The following is a 17,011-nucleotide window of genomic DNA, read 5'->3' as shown; positions in this document are numbered from 1 at the left end:
CCCATTGCCGGCACATTCATACGATCGTTTGAAGCCGCGTGGATCGCATGAACTATCCCAAGCTGTTCGCCCCGCTGGATCTGGGCCACGTCACTTTGGCCAACCGCATCCTGATGGGTTCGATGCACACCGGGCTGGAAGATCGCGCCCGCGACTACGACAAACTGGCCGCCTATTTCGCCGAACGCGCCCGCGGCGGCGTGGGACTGATGGTCACCGGCGGCATCTCGCCCAGCATCGAGGGCTGGCTGAAGCCCTTCGGCGGTCGGCTCACGATGCCCTGGCACAAGCCGCGCCACCGCAAGCTCACCGCCGCCGTCCATGCCGAAGGCGGCCGAATCTGCATGCAGATCCTGCACGCCGGGCGCTACGGCTATCACCCGCTGTCCGTGGCGCCGTCGCGGATCAAGTCGCCGATCACGCCCTTCACGCCGCGCGCGCTGTCGCCACGCGGCGTCGAGCGCACCATCGGCGACTTCGTCCGCTGCGCGCAACTGGCCCGGGAAGCGGGCTACGACGGCGTCGAGGTGATGGGATCGGAGGGTTACCTGATCAACGAATTCATCGCCGCGCGCACCAACCGGCGCGACGATGCATGGGGCGGCGATGCGCAGCGACGCATGCGCTTTCCGGTGGAGGTCGTGCGGCGCACACGCGAGGCCGTCGGCCGCGACTTCATCATCATCTATCGCCTGTCGATGCTGGACCTGGTCGACGACGGCCAGAACTGGGACGAGATCGCGGCCCTGGCCAAGGCCGTCGAGACCGCCGGCGCCAGCATCATCAACACCGGCATCGGCTGGCATGAGGCGCGCGTGCCGACCATCGTCACCAGCGTGCCCCGCGCCGGTTTCGCCTGGGTCACGCGCCGTCTGATGGGCGAGGTCTCGATCCCGCTGGTGGCCACCAATCGCATCAACATGCCGGAGGTGGCCGAACGCATCCTTGCCGATGGCGACGCCGACATGGTCTCGATGGCGCGCCCGCTGCTGGCCGACCCGGCGTGGGTGAACAAGGCCAGGGCCGGCCGCAGCGAGCGCATCAACACCTGCATCGCGTGCAACCAGGCCTGCCTGGACCACGTGTTCCAGAACAAGCGCGCCAGCTGTCTGGTCAACCCGCGCGCCTGCCACGAAACAGAGTTGAAGATCGAGCCGACCCGTGTGCCCAAGCGCATCGCGGTGATCGGCGCCGGCCCCGCCGGCATGGCTTGCGCCAGCACGCTGGGCGAGCGCGGCCACCGGGTGACCCTGATCGACCGCGCCGACGAGATCGGCGGGCAGTTCAACGTCGCCAAGCGGATCCCGGGCAAGGAAGAGTTCCACGAAACCCTGCGCTACTTCGGCCACCAGCTGCGCGATACCGGCGTCGAGCTGCGTCTGCGCGAGAACGCCGACGTTGCCATGCTGCGCGATGGCGGCTACAACGAGGTGGTCGTTGCCACCGGCGTCACCCCGCGCCAGGTCGATTTCCCCGGCAGCGACGACCCGCGCGTGCTGGGCTATCTCGACGTGCTGGCGCGGGACCGACCCGTAGGCGCAAGAGTGGCCATCATCGGCGCTGGCGGGATCGGGTTCGACGTGGCCGAGTTTCTCGTCGAACGCGCGCCCTCGCCCACCACCGACGTCGCCCGCTGGACGCGCGAATGGGGCGTGGACATGGCGCTGCACGCTCGCAGCGGCCTGCTGGACGCGCGACCGGAGGCGCCAGCGCGACAGGTCTGGCTGCTGCAGCGCAGCGAAGGACGCCCCGGCGCCCGACTCAACAAGACCACCGGCTGGGTGCATCGCGCCACCTTGAAGGCCAAGCAGGTGACCATGCTGGGCAAGGTCGGCTACGAGCGCTTCGACGACCGCGGATTGCACATCACGCTCGACGGCAAGCCGCAGGTCCTGCCGGTCGACAACGTGGTCGTCTGCGCCGGCCAGGAGCCAGATCGTCGACTGGCCGATGCCCTCATCGCCGCGGGCATGAGCGTGCACGTGATCGGCGGGGCCGACGTGGCCGCGGAGCTCGATGCCAAACGCGCCATCGCGCAGGGCACGGCGCTGGCGGCGCGACTCTGAACGGGCCGCGACGACGCCAGCGCGGCACCGCAAAAGAAAGCGCCCCGCATGGTGCGACGCATCGACATGGGTTCAGGGGGGGAGTTGAACCAGATGTCGTATTCAGCGTCGCTGCGGGGCGAGGGCCACCGCCACTGGGGGAGGGGATAGTGGGGCGACGCGGTGATTTTATGATCGACCGAATAAAGTATCCAATATATATTTACGCTCGTTTTTATTCGACTTTGCTATATGTTTGATTTCCGCCAGTTGCGCTACTTCGTGGCCGTCGCCGAGGAGCTGAGCTTCACGCGGGCCGCCTTGCGCCTGCATCTTTCGCAGCCGCCCCTGTCGCAGCAGATCAAGTCACTGGAGCAGGATCTGGGCGTGCGCCTGCTGGAGCGGAGCAAACGCCATGTCTCGCTGACGGAACCGGGCCGGGTATTTCTCGAACAGGCCAGGCACCTCCTTGCCAAGGCAGACGAGGCGCGCAGCCAGGTCGTCGCCGCTGCCGCCGGCCACAGCGGCCACCTGCGCCTGGCCTACACCGTGTCGGCATCGTTCCACCCGGCACTGCCGCGAATCCTGCTCCGTTACGGACAAGTGGCGCCCAAGGTGGGACTGAAACTCGACGAGATGTACACCGAGCCGCAATTCGCCGCGCTGCTGGGCGGCGAGATCGACGCCGGCTTCGTCCGTGGCGAGCCGGCGCACCTGCAGGACGCGCGCAACCTGAGACTCAGCGTGATCGACCGCGAGCCGCTGTTGCTTGCCATGCCGGCGGGGCACCGGCTGGCCGGACGCAGCAGCGTCGACCTTGCCGAGGTTGCCAGTGATGCCTTCGTGTCGCAGCCACGTGCGCTCGCCGCGACGCTGTATGACCGCCTGGTGACGCTGGCGCAACACGCCGGGTTCCAGCCCGCCATCGTCCAGCACGCCCAGCAGATCAACGGCTTGCTGGCGCTGGTCGCCGCCGGATTGGGACTGGCGCTGGTGCCGTCCAGCCTGCGGACGGTGCGGCTGCCCGGTGTTGCCTATGTGCCGCTGGAGGACCCGAACGCCTTTCTGCTGCTGGCCGTGGCCTGCCGGGCCAACGACCCCTCACCGGCGCTGCAACAGTTCCTGGCCACCGTCACGGAAGTGGCTGTCGCGCCAGGCTTGTGAGCTGCCGCGAGCCTCGTTATACTTGCGAGCTTGAGTTTTTCATTTGGTGTCAGGAGCCTGCCGTGAAGGTGCTTAATTCTCTGAAGTCCGCCAAGGCGCGGCACCGCGATTGCAAGATCGTGCGTCGTCGCGGCAAGGTGTTCGTGATCTGCAAGAGCAACCCCCGTTTCAAGGCTCGCCAGCGCTGAGTAGTCGCGCACGTGCCGGCAAAAAAAGGCCGCTCATGCGGCCTTTTTTTGTGCGCGTGTGGAATCGGGCCTGCGAGGTGCTTCACGACGGCTGAAGGGGCGGTCATGCGAAAGCCGTCCTGATCCCGGGCGGACCGCAAGATGGATTCCGTGTTCGCGCGAATGACGAAAGCAGGCCGGCACGCGACCATCCCCGCCCTTGGCGTCGAGGCTGAGTCTTTCCAACCCCTCAGTCGTAGTGGACGTCGATGATTTCGTAGTGTTTGACGCCGTTGGGCGCGGTGAACTCGAAGCTGTCGCCGGCGCTCTTGCCGATCAGGGCGCGGGCGATCGGCGAGGAGACGGCAATCAGGTTCTGCTTGATGTCCGCCTCCAGGTCGCCGACGATCTGGTAGGTCACCGGGGTGCCGCTGTCCTCATCCTCCAGGTCGACGGTCGCGCCGAAGACCACCCGCTTGCCCGCATTGAGCCGCGACACGTCGATGACTTCGGCGGTCGACAGCAACCCTTCGAGCTGGGCGATGCGCCCCTCGGTGAAGCTCTGCAGTTCGCGCGCGGCGTGGTACTCGGCGTTCTCCTTGAGATCGCCGTGCGCCCTAGCCTCCGCGATGGCCGCGATGATGCGCGGGCGCTCGATGGATTTCAGCCGTTCCAGTTCCGCGCGCAGGCGTTCGGAACCGGTTTTGGTGATCGGGGCACGACTCATGCGCTCAGCTCCTGATGCAGTTCCTGCAGGCTGTGGACCTCACCACCGCCACGGAAATCCAGCGAGTGCACCAGCGCGCGGGCACCAGCCACCGTGGTCGAGTAGGTGACGCGGTGCTGCAGCGCCTCGCGGCGGATCGAGAAGGAATCGGCGATCGCCTGTTTCCCCTCGGTGGTGTTGACGATGTAGACGATTTCGCCGTTCTTGATCGCGTCGACGATGTGCGGCCGGCCTTCCATCACCTTGTTGATGCGCTCGCACTTTACGCCATGCGCGGTCAGGTAGCTGGCGGTGCCGGCGGTCGCCACCAGGCTGAACCCGCGCGCGATGACTTCGGCGGCCACCGGCAACAGCAGCTCCTTGTCGCCGTCACGCACCGACAGGAACACCTTGCCCAACGACGGCGGCCGGATGCCCGCGGCCTCGTGGCCACGCGCGAACGCCGCGCCGAAGCTGCGCCCGACGCCCATGACCTCGCCGGTGGAGCGCATCTCCGGTCCCAGGATGGGATCGACGTTCTGGAACTTCAGGAACGGGAAGATCGCCTCCTTCACCGAGAAGTACGACGGGATCACTTCGCGTGTCGCGTTCATGCTCTCCAGCGAACGCCCGGCCATCACGCGCGCGGCAATCTTGGCCAGCGGCACGCCGGTAGCCTTGGACACGAACGGCACCGTGCGCGAGGCGCGCGGGTTCACTTCCAGGATGTAGACCGTCTCGCCCTGGATCGCGAACTGGGTGTTCATCAGGCCGACGACCTTCAGCTCCTTCGCCATCGCGCTGACCTGGCGGCGCAGCTCGTCCTGGATATCGGCGCTCAGCGAATACGGCGGCAGCGAGCAGGACGAATCGCCCGAATGCACGCCCGCCTCCTCGATGTGCTCCATGATGCCGCCGATCAGCACGGTGCCAGCGGCATCGGCGATCACGTCCACGTCGACTTCGACCGCGTGGTCGAGGAAGCGGTCCAGCAACACCGGCGAATCGTTCGACACTTTCACCGCGTCGCGGATGTAGCGCGACAGGTCGGCGTCGTCGTGCACGACTTCCATCGCGCGGCCACCAAGCACGTAGCTCGGGCGCACCACCAGCGGGTAGCCGATCTCGCGGGCCAGCGCCAGCGCCTCGTCGGCGTTGCGCGCGGTGCGGTTCGGCGGCTGCTTCAGCCCGATCTTCTCGATCATCTGCTGGAAGCGCTCGCGATCCTCGGCCAGGTCGATCGAGTCGGGGCTGGTGCCGATGATCGGCACGCCGGCCGCTTCCAGCGCACGCGCCAGCTTCAGCGGGGTCTGCCCGCCGTACTGCACGATCACGCCCTTGGGCTTTTCGAGGTGGACGATTTCCAGCACGTCTTCCAGGGTCACCGGCTCGAAATACAGCCGGTCGGAAGTGTCGTAGTCGGTCGACACGGTTTCCGGATTGCAGTTGACCATGATGGTTTCATAGCCGTCCTCGCGCAGCGCGAGCGACGCATGCACGCAGCAATAGTCGAACTCGATGCCCTGCCCGATGCGGTTCGGGCCGCCGCCGAGGACGATGATCTTGTCGCGATCGGTGGGCAGCGCCTCGCACTCTTCCTCGTAGGTCGAGTACATGTAGGCGGTGCCGGTGACAAACTCGGCGGCACAGGAATCCACCCGCTTGTACACCGGACGCACGCCCAGAGTGTGGCGCAGGTGGCGCACCGAGGCCTCGTCGGTACCGAGCAGCTCGGCGATGCGTGCGTCGGCGAAGCCGAGTCGCTTGAGTTCACGCAGACGCGGGGCGTCGAGCGCGGTAATGCCTTGCCGGGTGATCTCCGTCTCGGCCAGCACGATGTCCTCGAACGCGGCGAGGAACCAGGGATCGACCCGGCTTAGCTCGAACACCTCCTCCAGCGACAGGCCGGCGCGGAACGCATCGGCCAGGTGGAACACGCGATCGGGACGCGGCTCGCGCAGCTCCCGCTTGAGCACCGCCAGACCGTCGTCGGTGCCGATGTCCAGGCCGGTGGGATTGAGGCCGGTCTTGCCGATTTCCAGCCCGCGCAAGGCTTTCTGCAGCGACTCCTGGAAGGTACGGCCGATCGCCATCACCTCGCCGACGGATTTCATCTGCGTGGTCAGGCGCGCATCGGCCGCGGGAAACTTCTCGAAGGCGAAACGCGGGATCTTGGTAACCACGTAGTCGATCGACGGCTCGAACGAGGCCGGGGTCCGACCGCCGGTGATGTCGTTCTTCAATTCGTCCAGCGTGTAGCCCACCGCCAGCTTGGCGGCGACCTTGGCGATCGGGAAGCCGGTGGCCTTCGACGCCAGCGCCGAGGAGCGCGACACGCGCGGATTCATCTCGATCACCACCACGCGACCGTCGTCGGGGTTGATGCCGAACTGCACGTTGGAGCCGCCGGTATCCACGCCGATCTTGCGCAGCACCGCGATGGAGGCATCGCGCAGGCGCTGGTATTCCTTGTCGGTGAGCGTCTGCGCCGGTGCCACGGTGATCGAGTCGCCGGTGTGCACGCCCATCGGATCGAGGTTCTCGATGGCGCAGATGATGATGCAGTTGTCCGCGGTGTCGCGGACCACTTCCATCTCGAACTCCTTCCATCCCAGCACGGATTCGTCGATCAGCACCTCGTGGGTGGGCGACATGTCGAGGCCACGCTTGACGATGGTCTCGAACTCTTCCTTGTTGTAGGCGATGCCGCCGCCGGTGCCGCCCAGCGTGAAGCTGGGCCGGATGATCACCGGGAAACCGAGTCGGGCCTGGATCTCCACTGCATGCTCGAAGTTCTTGGCCACGTCCGACTTGGGGCTGTCCAGCCCGATCTCGGTCATCGCCCGCTTGAACAGCTCGCGGTCCTCGGCCATGCGGATCGCTTCGCGCCGGGCGCCGATCAGCTCGACGTCGTACTTCTCCAGCACGCCGTGGTCGGCAAGGTCCAGCGCGCAATTGAGCGCGGTCTGCCCACCCATCGTCGGCAGCACCGCATCCGGGCGCTCCTTGGCGATGATGCGTTCCACCGTCTGCCAGTTGATCGGCTCGATGTACACCGCGTCGGCGGTGTCCGGATCGGTCATGATCGTGGCGGGATTGGAGTTGACCAGGATGACGCGGAAGCCTTCTTCCTTCAGCGCCTTGCAGGCCTGCGCGCCGGAGTAGTCGAACTCGCAGGCCTGGCCGATCACGATCGGGCCGGCGCCGATGATAAGCACGCTCTTGATGTCATTGCGCTTGGGCATCTCAGCGAGCCTCCTGCATCAGCTTGGCGAAACGTTGGAACAGATAGCCCATGTCATGCGGTCCCGGGCTGGCCTCGGGATGGCCCTGGAAACAGAAGGCCGGGCGATCTGTCAGCGCGAAACCCTGCAGCGAACCGTCGAACAGCGAGCGGTGGGTCAGCCGCACATGGGCCGGCAGACTGGCCGGATCGACCGCGAAACCGTGGTTCTGCGAGGTGATCAGCACGCGGCCGTCGTCCAGATCCTTCACCGGATGGTTGGCGCCGTGGTGGCCGTATTTCATCTTCAGCGTGCGTCCGCCCAACGCCAGCCCCATCAGTTGATGGCCCAGGCAGATGCCGAACAGCGGAATCTTCGCGTCGAGGAAGACGCGCGTCGCCTCGATCGCGTAATCGCACGCAGCGGGATCGCCCGGGCCGTTGGAAAGGAACACGCCATGGGGCTGCATCGCCAGCACCTCCGCGGCGGGAGTCTGCGGCGGCACCACGGTAATGTCGCAACCCTGCTCGGCCAGCAGGCGCAGGATGTTGAGCTTGGTGCCGAAGTCGTAGGCCACCACCTTGAACTGCATGGCCGGCTGGTTGAACGCCGTGCGATCGAGGTCATAGCAGCCCTGATTCCATCTGTAGGGCTTGCCGGTGCCCACGACCTTGGCCAAGTCCATTCCGGCGAGGCCGGAGAAGCCGCGCGCCTTGGCCAGGGCATCTTCCGCGTCGACCTGCGCGCCCGCCACGATGCAACCGGCCAGCGCGCCCTTCTCGCGCAGTATGCGGGTCAGCCGGCGCGTGTCGATCCCGGCGATGGCCACCGTGCCGTGGTCGGCGAGGTAGTCGGGCAAGCTGCGAGTGGAGCGCCAGTTGCTGGCACGCCGCGGCACGTCGCGCACGATCAGGCCGGCGGCATGCACGAGATTCGACTCCACATCCACCTCGTTGACACCAGTGTTGCCGACGTGCGGGTAGGTCAGCGTGACGATCTGGCGCGCGTAGGAGGGATCGGTGAGGATCTCCTGATAACCGGTCATGGCGGTATTGAAGACCACTTCGCCGACCGTTTCGCCAACGGCGCCGATGGCGTGGCCATGAAAAATGCTGCCGTCTTCGAGGGCCAGCAGGGCAGGATGCGACATAACAAGGACCGCCTTTTTGATGCAGCAAAGTCCGCAAGCCGCAGTATTGCTGGCTTGTGGAGTTTGGAGGGGAAGCTTTCCGGGCGGGTCGCAATGATAGGCTGCAGGCACGTTCCTGTCCACCTTGCGGCAGCATGAATCGGCCGATGCCCGGTGCGTCGCGTATGGAGCGCGAACGGTACACTAGGCCTCATTTCAATGGAGCTGGACGTCCCATGGGTGCCGTCGTACTGCTGGACCCCGCGCGTCTCGATCGCCCGGATACCACGATCCGGCACCAGCCTTTCCCGTTCATGGTCGCCCACGGACAACTGCCCGACGAGATGCGTGCGGATCTCGATCGCGATTTCCCGCGCTATGCCAGCGCCGGATTCTTCCCCTACGAACCGGCCGATTGCGGCGCCAGCGTCAATGCGCTGATCGAGGGCCTGACCTCCCCGGAGTTCGCCCGCGCCATCGGCAAGCGCCTGGGCATCGAGGAGCTGGATCGCTATCCCACCCTGGTTACCCTGTGCCGCATGCTCAACAAGCGCCATGGCACGATCCACACCGACAGCCGGTCGAAGATCGCCACCGCCCTGCTCTACCTCAACGGCCAATGGCCTGACACCAGCGCCGGCTGCCTGCGATTCCTGCACAGCATGGACGACATCGACGCGATGGTGATGCCCGAGCTGATTCCACTGTACGGCGAGTTTGCGGTGTTCAAGCGCTGCGACAACTCCTTCCACGGCCATTTGCCGTACGAGGGCGAACGCCGCGTCATCCAGGTCGCCTGGCTCACCAGCGAGGAAGAGAAGCTGCGCAAGACCCGTCGCGGCAAGTTCTCGCGGGCGTTCAAGAAGGTTTTCGGCGGCCTCGACCGGAAGTTCGGCGCCAGCCGGGGCCGCAACGCCGCGCACCGCGATTGAGCCGGGAGCAGGCTCCGGCAGCGCCGGAGGAAGTGCCTCAGGGCCGCGTGGCGATGACGTCGTCCAGCCGCCACTGACCGGCTGGCCGGCCTGCGAGCCAGTGCGCCGCATGCAGCGCGCCACGCGCGAAGATCGAGCGATCGGTGGCGCGGTGGACCAGCTCCAGCCGCTCGCCCTGACCGATCAGCATGACCTGGTGCTCGCCCACGATGTCGCCACCGCGGATCACGGCGAAACCGATGCTGCCGTCGACGCGCTCGCCGCCACGCTCGAATGCCGCCGCAGCCTCCAGCGTGGTGTGGCGTGCGGCCGCCGCCGCCTCGCCAAGCGCCAGGGCGGTGCCGGATGGTGCATCGCGCTTGCGACCGTGGTGCGCTTCGACGATCTCCAGATCCCAGGCCGGCAGGGCCGACGCCGCCTCGCGCAACAGCCGCGCCAGCATCGCCACGCCGAGGCTGAAGTTGGCGGCGCGCAGGACCGCGATCTGCCGCGCGGCATCGGCCAACCGCGACGTCAGCGCGCCGTCGATGCCGGTGGTGCCGCTGACCAGTGCGATGCCGCGCTCCAGACAATGGTCGAGCGCAGCTCCCAGCGCCGCAGGCGTGCTGAAATCGACAATGACGTCGATCGGCGGCGCCTGCGTCCAGTCATGCGCGTAACGAAGGGTTCCGTTTGCCACACCGGGCACGGGCTGGCCGGCGTGGATCGACCCCGGCGCCACCACGGCATGCACCAGTTCGGCGTCGCCGTCGGCACCCAGCAAGTCGAGCAAGGCGCGGCCCATGCGGCCGGAGGCACCGTTCACGGCGAGTCGAAAGGGGCGTGTCATCGGCGCAGCATTCCTCGGGGTCAGGCGTCCATGCTAACCGCGCAGCCCGGCCGCGGGGTGGCGGCCGCAGGCCCGCTTCGCCTCAGGCGGTCACGCGGGACCAGAATTTCTTCACGCCGTCGACCCAGCCCTTGGCGCGCGGCGTGTGCTTGTCGGCGTCGCTGCCGCTGAACGTGGCCTCCAGCGACTCCAGCAGCTCGCGTTGCTGGCGCGTCAGGCGCACCGGCGTTTCCACCACCACCCGACAAATCAGGTCGCCGTGGCGGCTGCTGCGCACCGACTTGACGCCGCGGCCGCGCAGGCGGAACTGCGCGCCGGTCTGCGTCTCCGGCGGAATGCTTATCGGGACTTCGCCCTCCAGCGTCGGCACCGGCAACTGGGCGCCCAGCGCAGCCTGCGAAAAGCGGATCGGCAGTTCGCAATACAGGTCGCTGCCGTCGCGCTGGAAGATCGCATGCTCGCGCACGCGCACTTCCACGTAGAGGTCGCCGGCAGGCGTGCCGGACGGGCCGGCCTCGCCCTGCCCGCTCAGGCGAATGCGGTCACCGTTGTCGACGCCCTCGGGGATCTGCACGGACAGCGTGCGGGTCTCCTCGATGCGTCCCTCGCCGTGGCACTTGCGGCAGGGATTCTCGATTGCCTGGCCGGTGCCGCCGCAATGCGGGCAAGCCTGCTGGATCGAGAAGATGCCGTTCTGCATGCGCACCTGGCCGTGGCCATGGCAGGTCGCGCACTTGGCTACCTTGCCGTCGGCCGAACCGCTGCCGTTGCAGTGATGGCAATTGACCTGGGTGGGGATCTCGATCTGCTTGCTGACGCCGAACACGGCTTCCTCGAGGTCGAGATCCATGATGTAGCGCAGGTCCGAGCCGCGGCGCGGCCGGCCGCGGCCACCGCCATTCCTGCCGAAGATGTCGCCGAAGATGTCGCCGAAGATGTCGCCCACGTCGCCGAACCCGGCGCCGCCGCGGCCGCCCATGCCGCCTTCGAACGCCGCGTGGCCGTGCTGGTCGTACAAGGCACGCTTGCGCTCGTCGGACAGCACTTCGTAGGCCTCCTTGGCCTCCTTGAACTTGTCCTGCGCGGTCGGGTCGTCGGGGCAACGATCCGGGTGGTACTTCATGGCCAGCCGACGGAAGGACTTCTTCAGTTCGACTTCGGTGACGGTGCGTTCCACACCCAGCACTTCGTAGTAATCACGCTTGCTCATTCATGCATCCACATGCTCGTCCGCCCCATGGCACCATCCGCAAAACCGCCCGCGCCAGGAACGTTCCTGGCGCGGGCTGGCCATCGGGCAGTGCCGATGACGATGCCGCTTACTTCTTGTCGTCTTTCACTTCGGTGAACTCGGCATCGACCACGTCGTCCGGCTGCGCCGAGCCGCCCGGCGCGGACTGCGCGCCGGCATCGGCCGGACCGCCCTGCGCCGCGGCGTAGAGCGCCTGGGCCACCTGTTCCAGCTTCTCGACCTTGGCCTCGATCGCCGCCTTGTCGTCACCATCCTTGGCCTTTTCCAGATCCGACAACGCGCCTTCGATCGTGGACAGCTGGTCGGCCGGCACCTTGCCGCCGTGTTCCTTCAGCGCGCTGCGGGTGGCATGCACCAGTTGGTCGGCCTTGTTGCGGGTGGCGACCAGCTCGTGGAACTTCTTGTCCTCTTCCTTGTTCGCCTCGGCATCGGCGACCATGCGCTGGATTTCCTCGTCGGACAGGCCCGAGCCGGCCTTGATCTCGATCTTCTGTTCCTTGCCGGTCTTCTTGTCCTTGGCCGACACATGCAGGATGCCGTTGGCGTCGATGTCGAAGGTGACCTCGATCTGCGGCATGCCGCGCGGCGCCGGCTCGATGCCCTGCAGGTCGAACTTGCCCAGCGACTTGTTCGCGCTGGCGCGCTCGCGCTCGCCCTGCAGCACGTGCACGGTCACCGCGGTCTGGTTGTCGTCGGCGGTGGAGAAGGTCTGCGCCGCCTTGGTCGGCACGGTGGTGTTCTTCTCGATCAGCTTGGTCATCACGCCGCCCATGGTCTCGATGCCCAGCGACAGCGGGGTCACGTCGAGCAGCAGCACGTCCTTGACCGAACCACCCAGCACGCCGCCCTGGATCGCCGCGCCCACGGCGACGGCCTCGTCCGGGTTGACGTCCTTGCGCGGCTCCTTGCCGAAGAAGTCCTTCACTGCCTCCTGCACCTTGGGCATGCGGGTCTGGCCGCCGACCAGGATCACGTCGTTGATGTCGGACACGCGCAGGCCGGCGTCATTCAGCGCGGTGCGGCACGGCTCGATGGTGCGCTTGACCAGATCCTCCACCAGCGCCTCGAGCTTGGCCCGGGTCAGCTTGATGTTGAGGTGCTTCGGGCCGGACGCGTCGGCCGTCACGTACGGCAGGTTCACGTCGGTCTGGTGGTTGGAGGACAGCTCGATCTTGGCGCGCTCGGCCGCATCCTTCAGGCGCTGCAGCGCCAGCGGGTCCTTGCGCAGGTCGATGCCCTGCTCCTTCTGGAACTCCTCGACCAGGTAGTCGATGACGCGCATGTCGAAGTCTTCGCCACCGAGGAAGGTGTCGCCGTTGGTGGCCAGCACCTCGAACTGCTTCTCGCCGTCGACTTCGGCGATCTCGATGATCGACACGTCGAAGGTGCCGCCGCCGAGGTCATAGACCACGATCTTGCGGTCGCCGCCCTTCTTGTCCAAGCCATAGGCCAGCGCGGCCGCGGTCGGCTCGTTGATGATGCGCTTCACTTCCAGGCCGGCGATCCGGCCGGCGTCCTTGGTCGCCTGGCGCTGGCTGTCGTTGAAGTAGGCAGGCACCGTGATCACCGCCTCGGTGATCGTCTCGCCGAGGTAGTCCTCGGCAGTCTTCTTCATCTTCATCAGCACCTTGGCGGAGATTTCCTGCGGCGCCATCTTCTTGCCGTCGGAGGTCTGCACCCAGGCGTCGCCGTTGTCGTGCGCCACGATGCCGAACGGCACGATGTTCAGGTCCTTCTGCACCTCGGCGTCGTTGAACTTGCGACCGATCAGGCGCTTCACCGCGTAGAAGGTGTTCTTCGGGTTGGTCACGCTCTGGCGCTTGGCCGAGGCACCGACCAGCACCTCGCCGTCCTTGGTGAAGGCGACGATGGAGGGCGTGGTGCGATCGCCTTCCGAGTTCTCGATGACCTTGGTCGTGCTGCCGTCCATCACGGACACGCAGGAGTTCGTGGTGCCCAGGTCGATGCCGATGATCTTGCCCATGTTCATGCTCCGAATCTATTGGCGGCCCGGCGGCCGCGATGGTTTCCAGATGGGGTTCTGCCGCAGCGATTCAATGCCGACGGCGGCGTGCGATGCGCTCAGTCCTTCGCCACGGCGACCAGCGCCGGACGCAGCAGGCGATCGTTCAGCACGTAGCCTTTCTGCAGCACGCTGACCACGGTGCCCGGCGCCTGGCCGGGGGCCGCGACCATGCTCACCGCATGGTGGCGCTCGGGATCGAGCGGCTGGCCGATCGGATCGACCTGCGCCATGCCGTGGTTCCCGGCGACCTTGAGCAGCGCTTTCAGGGTGAGACCGAGGCCCTCGCGTATCGAGGCGACGTCGCCGCCCTCGGCTGCCAGGCCGCTCTCCAGTCCGTCGTATACCGGCAGCAATTCGTTCAGCAGTTTCTCGTTGGCAAACCGCCGGGCCTGCTCCAGGTCCCGATGCAGGCGCCGACGCTGGTTCTCGATCTCCGCCTTCTCGCGCAAGACCGTTTCCTGCAGCTCGGCGTTGATCGCCTCCAGTTCGGCCACGCGGGCCTGCAGCTTGGCGAACTGGTCGCCGTCGACGGCTGGTGCCGACCCGGGGTCCATGGCCTCGTCATGCGCCTGGGTGTCGTTGTCGTGCATGCGTCACTCCCAACAAAAAGTTCGCGGCCGGCACCGTGGCCCGCCATCCAAATCAACCAGAAATCCCGCCTCTGCTGCCGGTTATAGGGTCACCGCGACCCGATTCAAGGCGTCGCTCAGCAATCCGGCCGTGGCCTGCACGACCGGAATCACCCGCTCGTAGGCCATGCGCGTGGGTCCGATCACGCCGACCGCGCCGAGCATTCGCCCCTGCGCGCCATAGCTGGCCGTGACCACGCTGCAACCATCCAGTGCCGCGAAGCCCGACTCCTCGCCGATGAACAGCCGTACCCCCGGCGCCTTCGCGCAGACTTCCATCAGCTGGAGCAGCTCGTTCTTCTGCTGGAACGCGTCGAACAGGTCGCGCAGCCGCTGCAGGTCGGCCAGCTCGGCGCAGGCCATCAGGTTGGTCTGCCCGCTGACCAGCATGTCGGCATCGCTGGCCTGCGGCGCGAACGAGGCCGTGGCCAGCTCCACCGTACTGGCCAGCAGCCGGTTGAGCTCGCTGCCGGTTTCGCGTACCTCGGCCAGCAGGTGGGCGCGGATATCGTCCACGCGCAGCCCGGCGAAGTGGGTGTTGAGATAATTGGCCGCCCGCTCCAGCTCACCGGCGGGCAACGGCTTGAGCAGTTGCACGATGCGGTTCTGCACCTGGTTGTCGGTAAACACCAGGATCACCAGCACCCGCGCATCGGGCAGGGCCACGAAGTCGATGTGGCGCAGCGGGAAGTCGGCCTGGCGCGGCACCGTCACCACGCCGGCAAAGCGGGTCATCGCCGAGAGCAAAGTCGACACGTTGCCGAGCAGGTCGCGCGTGGTGGCAGGCCCCGGTGGCAGTTCGCTCTGCAAGCGCGCCAGCTCGGCGCGCGGCAAGGGCTGCAACTCGATCAGGCTGTCCACGAACAGGCGCAGGCCGCGCGGCGTGGGTACGCGGCCTGACGAGGTGTGCGGCGAAGCGACCAGGCCGGCGTCTTCCAGGTCGGCCATGATGTTGCGGATCGTCGCCGGACTGACGTCCAGCCCCGAGGAGCGCGCCAGCGTGCGCGACCCCACCGGCTCGCCGTCGACCAGATACTGGGAGATCAGCGCGCGCAGCAGGCGCCGCGTGCGGGCATCGAGGTCATGGCCGTGTGGAAGGATCATGTCCGTAGCAGTTCCTGAGACCCGACAGAAATAAGGTCTGCACGCGCGGCTTGCAAGCGAATGCGGTGTTTTGCCCACCCGGGCTCCCGCTACAATTCTCCCATTCCAATGCCGAACTGCCCATGCTCACTTCGCTCTATGTCCGCCATTTTGCCGTCGTCGAGGCCGCCGAGGTGTCTTTCGGCCCCGGCCTGACCGTGGTCAGCGGCGAGACCGGCGCCGGCAAGTCGCTGCTGGTCGACGCGTTGATGCTGCTGACCGGCGCACGCGCCGACAGCGGCATGATCCGCGCGGACAGCGACCGCGCCGAGTTGGCCGCGGAGTTCGATTTGACCGGACTGCCCGACGCGCAGGCATGGTTGCGCCGAGAGGAACTCGACGAAGACGGCAACTGCCAGTTGCGGCGAGTGTTGCGTGCCGAAGGCAGCTCCCGCGCCTGGATCAACGGCCGCCCCGCCAACACGCGCCAGCTCGGAGAGCTGGCCGCCTTGCTGGTCGAGATCCACGGCCAGCATGAACACCAGGCGCTGCTCTCGCGGGCCCATCAGCTGGCCTTGCTCGACGCTTATGCGGGCCACGATGACTTGATCGCCCAGGTGCGCCGCCAGGCGGAGCAGTGGCGCGAGTTGAACCAGCGCATGCACAAGCTCAGTGGCGGCGAGGATCACGAACTTCGGCTGGAGCTGCTGCGCCATGAATTGGCGGAACTGGAGCAATGGGCGCTGCCACCCACCGAACTGGCCGAACTGGAGGCCAACCACAAGCGCCTGGCCAACGCCGACCGCCTGGCGGAAGGCAGCGCCGGCGTGGTGGAACTGCTCGATGGCGAGGGCGAGTTCGCCCTGCGCCGGGCACTGGGTCGAGCGCATGCCGAGCTGGGCAAGCTCGCGGCCCTGGACGACCGGCTGACACCCTGGCTGGAGCTGCTCGACAACGCCGGTATCCAGTTGGGCGAAGCCGCCGACGGCTTGGGCCGCTATGCGCAAGACGTCGACCTCGATCCGGCCGGCTACGCCGCGCTCGACCAGCAGCTGAGCCATCTGCACGCGCTCTCGCGCCGCCACCGGCTGCCGCCGGAAGCCCTGCACGAGAGGCTGCTGGCGCTGCGCGCCGAGCACGCCGAACTCGAAGGCGCCGGCGACGCACTGGAACAGTTGAGCGGTCAGCTTCAGCGCCTGCAACAGGAATACTCCCGCGCGGCGGACCTGCTGGGTCAATCGCGCATGGCTGCCGCGACGAAGCTCGGCGAGGAAGTCAGTGCGCTGATGGGCGAACTCGGCATGGCCGGTGGCGTACTGCGCGTCGAGCTGGTGCCGACGCCCGGCGACGAACCCGACGCCCAGGGCCGGGAGCGCTGCGAGCTGCTGGTCAGCGCCAATCCTGGCCAGCCACCGCGGCCGCTGCGCAAGGTCGCCTCCGGCGGCGAACTTGCGCGCATCAGTCTGGCCATCGAAGTGGCTACGTTGGGCAAGGATTCGATCGGCAGCATGGTCTTCGATGAGGTCGACAGCGGCATCGGCGGCGCGGTCGCCGAGGTGGTCGGCCAGAAACTGCGTGCGCTGGGAAGCCGTCGCCAGGTGCTCTGCGTGACCCACCTGCCGCAGGTCGCCGCGCAAGGTCACGCCCACTTGCGGGTGAGCAAGCAGAGCGACGGCGACACCACCCGCACGCGGATCGAACAACTGGACGCCGCAGGCCGGCGCGACGAGCTGGCTCGCATGCTCGGCGGCGTGGAAATCACCCGCGAGACCCGGGCTCACGCCAGGCAGATGCTGGAGCGCGCGCAGGCGACCTGAAGGCGGCT

Annotated in this window: 13 protein-coding genes; 5 read left to right on the top strand and 8 right to left on the bottom strand. The window is 67.0% G+C overall.

All coding sequences use genetic code 11. The features are described 5' to 3' along the window. Positions 1-47 precede the first annotated feature (47 nt). From ACVCL9_RS03910 to ykgO, 3 genes are all read left to right on the top strand, one after another. Entirely contained in the window at positions 48-2,066 is a 2,019-nt protein-coding gene (locus ACVCL9_RS03910; RefSeq protein ID WP_447099053.1) for an oxidoreductase, read from the top strand. 231 nt (positions 2,067-2,297) lie between these two features. Further along, complete coding sequence (locus ACVCL9_RS03905; RefSeq protein WP_447099054.1) at positions 2,298-3,209, top strand: LysR substrate-binding domain-containing protein; 912 nt, start codon at positions 2,298-2,300, stop codon at positions 3,207-3,209. Positions 3,210-3,271: 62 nt separating this feature from the next. Next, entirely contained in the window at positions 3,272-3,397 is a 126-nt protein-coding gene (gene ykgO, locus ACVCL9_RS03900) for a type B 50S ribosomal protein L36 (RefSeq protein WP_007080705.1), read from the top strand. Positions 3,398-3,626: 229 nt separating this feature from the next. Here the strand turns inward: ykgO and greA are convergent, their stop codons facing one another. Genes greA through carA form a run of 3 tightly spaced genes read right to left on the bottom strand, consistent with a single transcriptional unit; the run spans position 3,627 to position 8,456 of the window. After that, positions 3,627-4,103 (bottom strand): transcription elongation factor GreA, encoded by a 477-nt coding sequence (greA, locus tag ACVCL9_RS03895; RefSeq protein WP_395118146.1) that lies wholly within the window; start codon positions 4,101-4,103, stop codon positions 3,627-3,629. After that, a complete protein-coding gene (gene carB, locus ACVCL9_RS03890; RefSeq protein WP_395118144.1) occupies positions 4,100-7,327 on the bottom strand; it encodes a carbamoyl-phosphate synthase large subunit in 3,228 nt (1,075 codons plus the stop codon). The genes greA and carB overlap by 4 nt, the downstream gene beginning before the upstream one ends. A 1-nt stretch (position 7,328) precedes the next feature. Then, positions 7,329-8,456, bottom strand: coding sequence for a glutamine-hydrolyzing carbamoyl-phosphate synthase small subunit (gene carA, locus ACVCL9_RS03885; protein WP_395118141.1), 1,128 nt, complete (start codon positions 8,454-8,456; stop codon positions 7,329-7,331). Between the two features lie 215 nt (positions 8,457-8,671). Here carA and ACVCL9_RS03880 point away from each other — a divergent pair, with 215 nt between their 5' ends. Then, the gene (locus ACVCL9_RS03880; RefSeq protein ID WP_395118139.1) at positions 8,672-9,367 is read left to right on the top strand and encodes a 2OG-Fe(II) oxygenase; all 696 of its coding nucleotides are present in this window, start codon (positions 8,672-8,674) and stop codon (positions 9,365-9,367) included. 37 nt (positions 9,368-9,404) lie between these two features. Here the strand turns inward: ACVCL9_RS03880 and dapB are convergent, their stop codons facing one another. From dapB to hrcA, 5 genes are all read right to left on the bottom strand, one after another. Further along, a complete protein-coding gene (dapB, locus tag ACVCL9_RS03875; RefSeq protein WP_395118136.1) occupies positions 9,405-10,196 on the bottom strand; it encodes a 4-hydroxy-tetrahydrodipicolinate reductase in 792 nt (263 codons plus the stop codon). Positions 10,197-10,278: 82 nt separating this feature from the next. Beyond that, a complete protein-coding gene (dnaJ, locus tag ACVCL9_RS03870; protein WP_395118134.1) occupies positions 10,279-11,406 on the bottom strand; it encodes a molecular chaperone DnaJ in 1,128 nt (375 codons plus the stop codon). Positions 11,407-11,515: 109 nt separating this feature from the next. Further along, complete coding sequence (gene dnaK / locus ACVCL9_RS03865) at positions 11,516-13,432, bottom strand: molecular chaperone DnaK (RefSeq protein ID WP_447099055.1); 1,917 nt, start codon at positions 13,430-13,432, stop codon at positions 11,516-11,518. A 98-nt stretch (positions 13,433-13,530) separates the two neighbouring features. After that, positions 13,531-14,064, bottom strand: coding sequence for a nucleotide exchange factor GrpE (grpE, locus tag ACVCL9_RS03860; protein WP_395118130.1), 534 nt, complete (start codon positions 14,062-14,064; stop codon positions 13,531-13,533). A gap of 81 nt (positions 14,065-14,145) precedes the next feature. After that, positions 14,146-15,207: a heat-inducible transcriptional repressor HrcA gene (gene hrcA / locus ACVCL9_RS03855; protein ID WP_395118128.1), complete on the bottom strand. Its 1,062-nt coding sequence runs from the start codon at positions 15,205-15,207 to the stop codon at positions 14,146-14,148. Between the two features lie 122 nt (positions 15,208-15,329). Here hrcA and recN point away from each other — a divergent pair, with 122 nt between their 5' ends. Further along, positions 15,330-17,003: a DNA repair protein RecN gene (gene recN, locus ACVCL9_RS03850; RefSeq protein WP_447099056.1), complete on the top strand. Its 1,674-nt coding sequence runs from the start codon at positions 15,330-15,332 to the stop codon at positions 17,001-17,003. Positions 17,004-17,011: the final 8 nt, after the last annotated feature.

Source organism: Rhodanobacter sp. UC4438_H5 (assembly GCF_052978405.1).
This window is presented reverse-complemented; position numbering and strand designations above follow the sequence as displayed.

What these genes read in the sequence shown, in the direction of transcription:
- hrcA (WP_395118128.1), bottom strand. Translation starts at nt 15,207, where the DNA reads ATGATCCTTCCACACGGCCATGACCTCGATGCCCGCACGCGGCGCCTG.
- dapB (WP_395118136.1), bottom strand. Translation starts at nt 10,196, where the DNA reads ATGACACGCCCCTTTCGACTCGCCGTGAACGGTGCCTCCGGCCGCATG.
- carA (WP_395118141.1), bottom strand. Translation starts at nt 8,456, where the DNA reads ATGTCGCATCCTGCCCTGCTGGCCCTCGAAGACGGCAGCATTTTTCAT.
- ACVCL9_RS03910 (WP_447099053.1), top strand. Translation starts at nt 48, where the DNA reads ATGAACTATCCCAAGCTGTTCGCCCCGCTGGATCTGGGCCACGTCACT.
- dnaK (WP_447099055.1), bottom strand. Translation starts at nt 13,432, where the DNA reads ATGGGCAAGATCATCGGCATCGACCTGGGCACCACGAACTCCTGCGTG.
- dnaJ (WP_395118134.1), bottom strand. Translation starts at nt 11,406, where the DNA reads ATGAGCAAGCGTGATTACTACGAAGTGCTGGGTGTGGAACGCACCGTC.
- carB (WP_395118144.1), bottom strand. Translation starts at nt 7,327, where the DNA reads ATGCCCAAGCGCAATGACATCAAGAGCGTGCTTATCATCGGCGCCGGC.
- ACVCL9_RS03905 (WP_447099054.1), top strand. Translation starts at nt 2,298, where the DNA reads ATGTTTGATTTCCGCCAGTTGCGCTACTTCGTGGCCGTCGCCGAGGAG.
- grpE (WP_395118130.1), bottom strand. Translation starts at nt 14,064, where the DNA reads ATGCACGACAACGACACCCAGGCGCATGACGAGGCCATGGACCCCGGG.
- greA (WP_395118146.1), bottom strand. Translation starts at nt 4,103, where the DNA reads ATGAGTCGTGCCCCGATCACCAAAACCGGTTCCGAACGCCTGCGCGCG.
- recN (WP_447099056.1), top strand. Translation starts at nt 15,330, where the DNA reads ATGCTCACTTCGCTCTATGTCCGCCATTTTGCCGTCGTCGAGGCCGCC.
- ACVCL9_RS03880 (WP_395118139.1), top strand. Translation starts at nt 8,672, where the DNA reads ATGGGTGCCGTCGTACTGCTGGACCCCGCGCGTCTCGATCGCCCGGAT.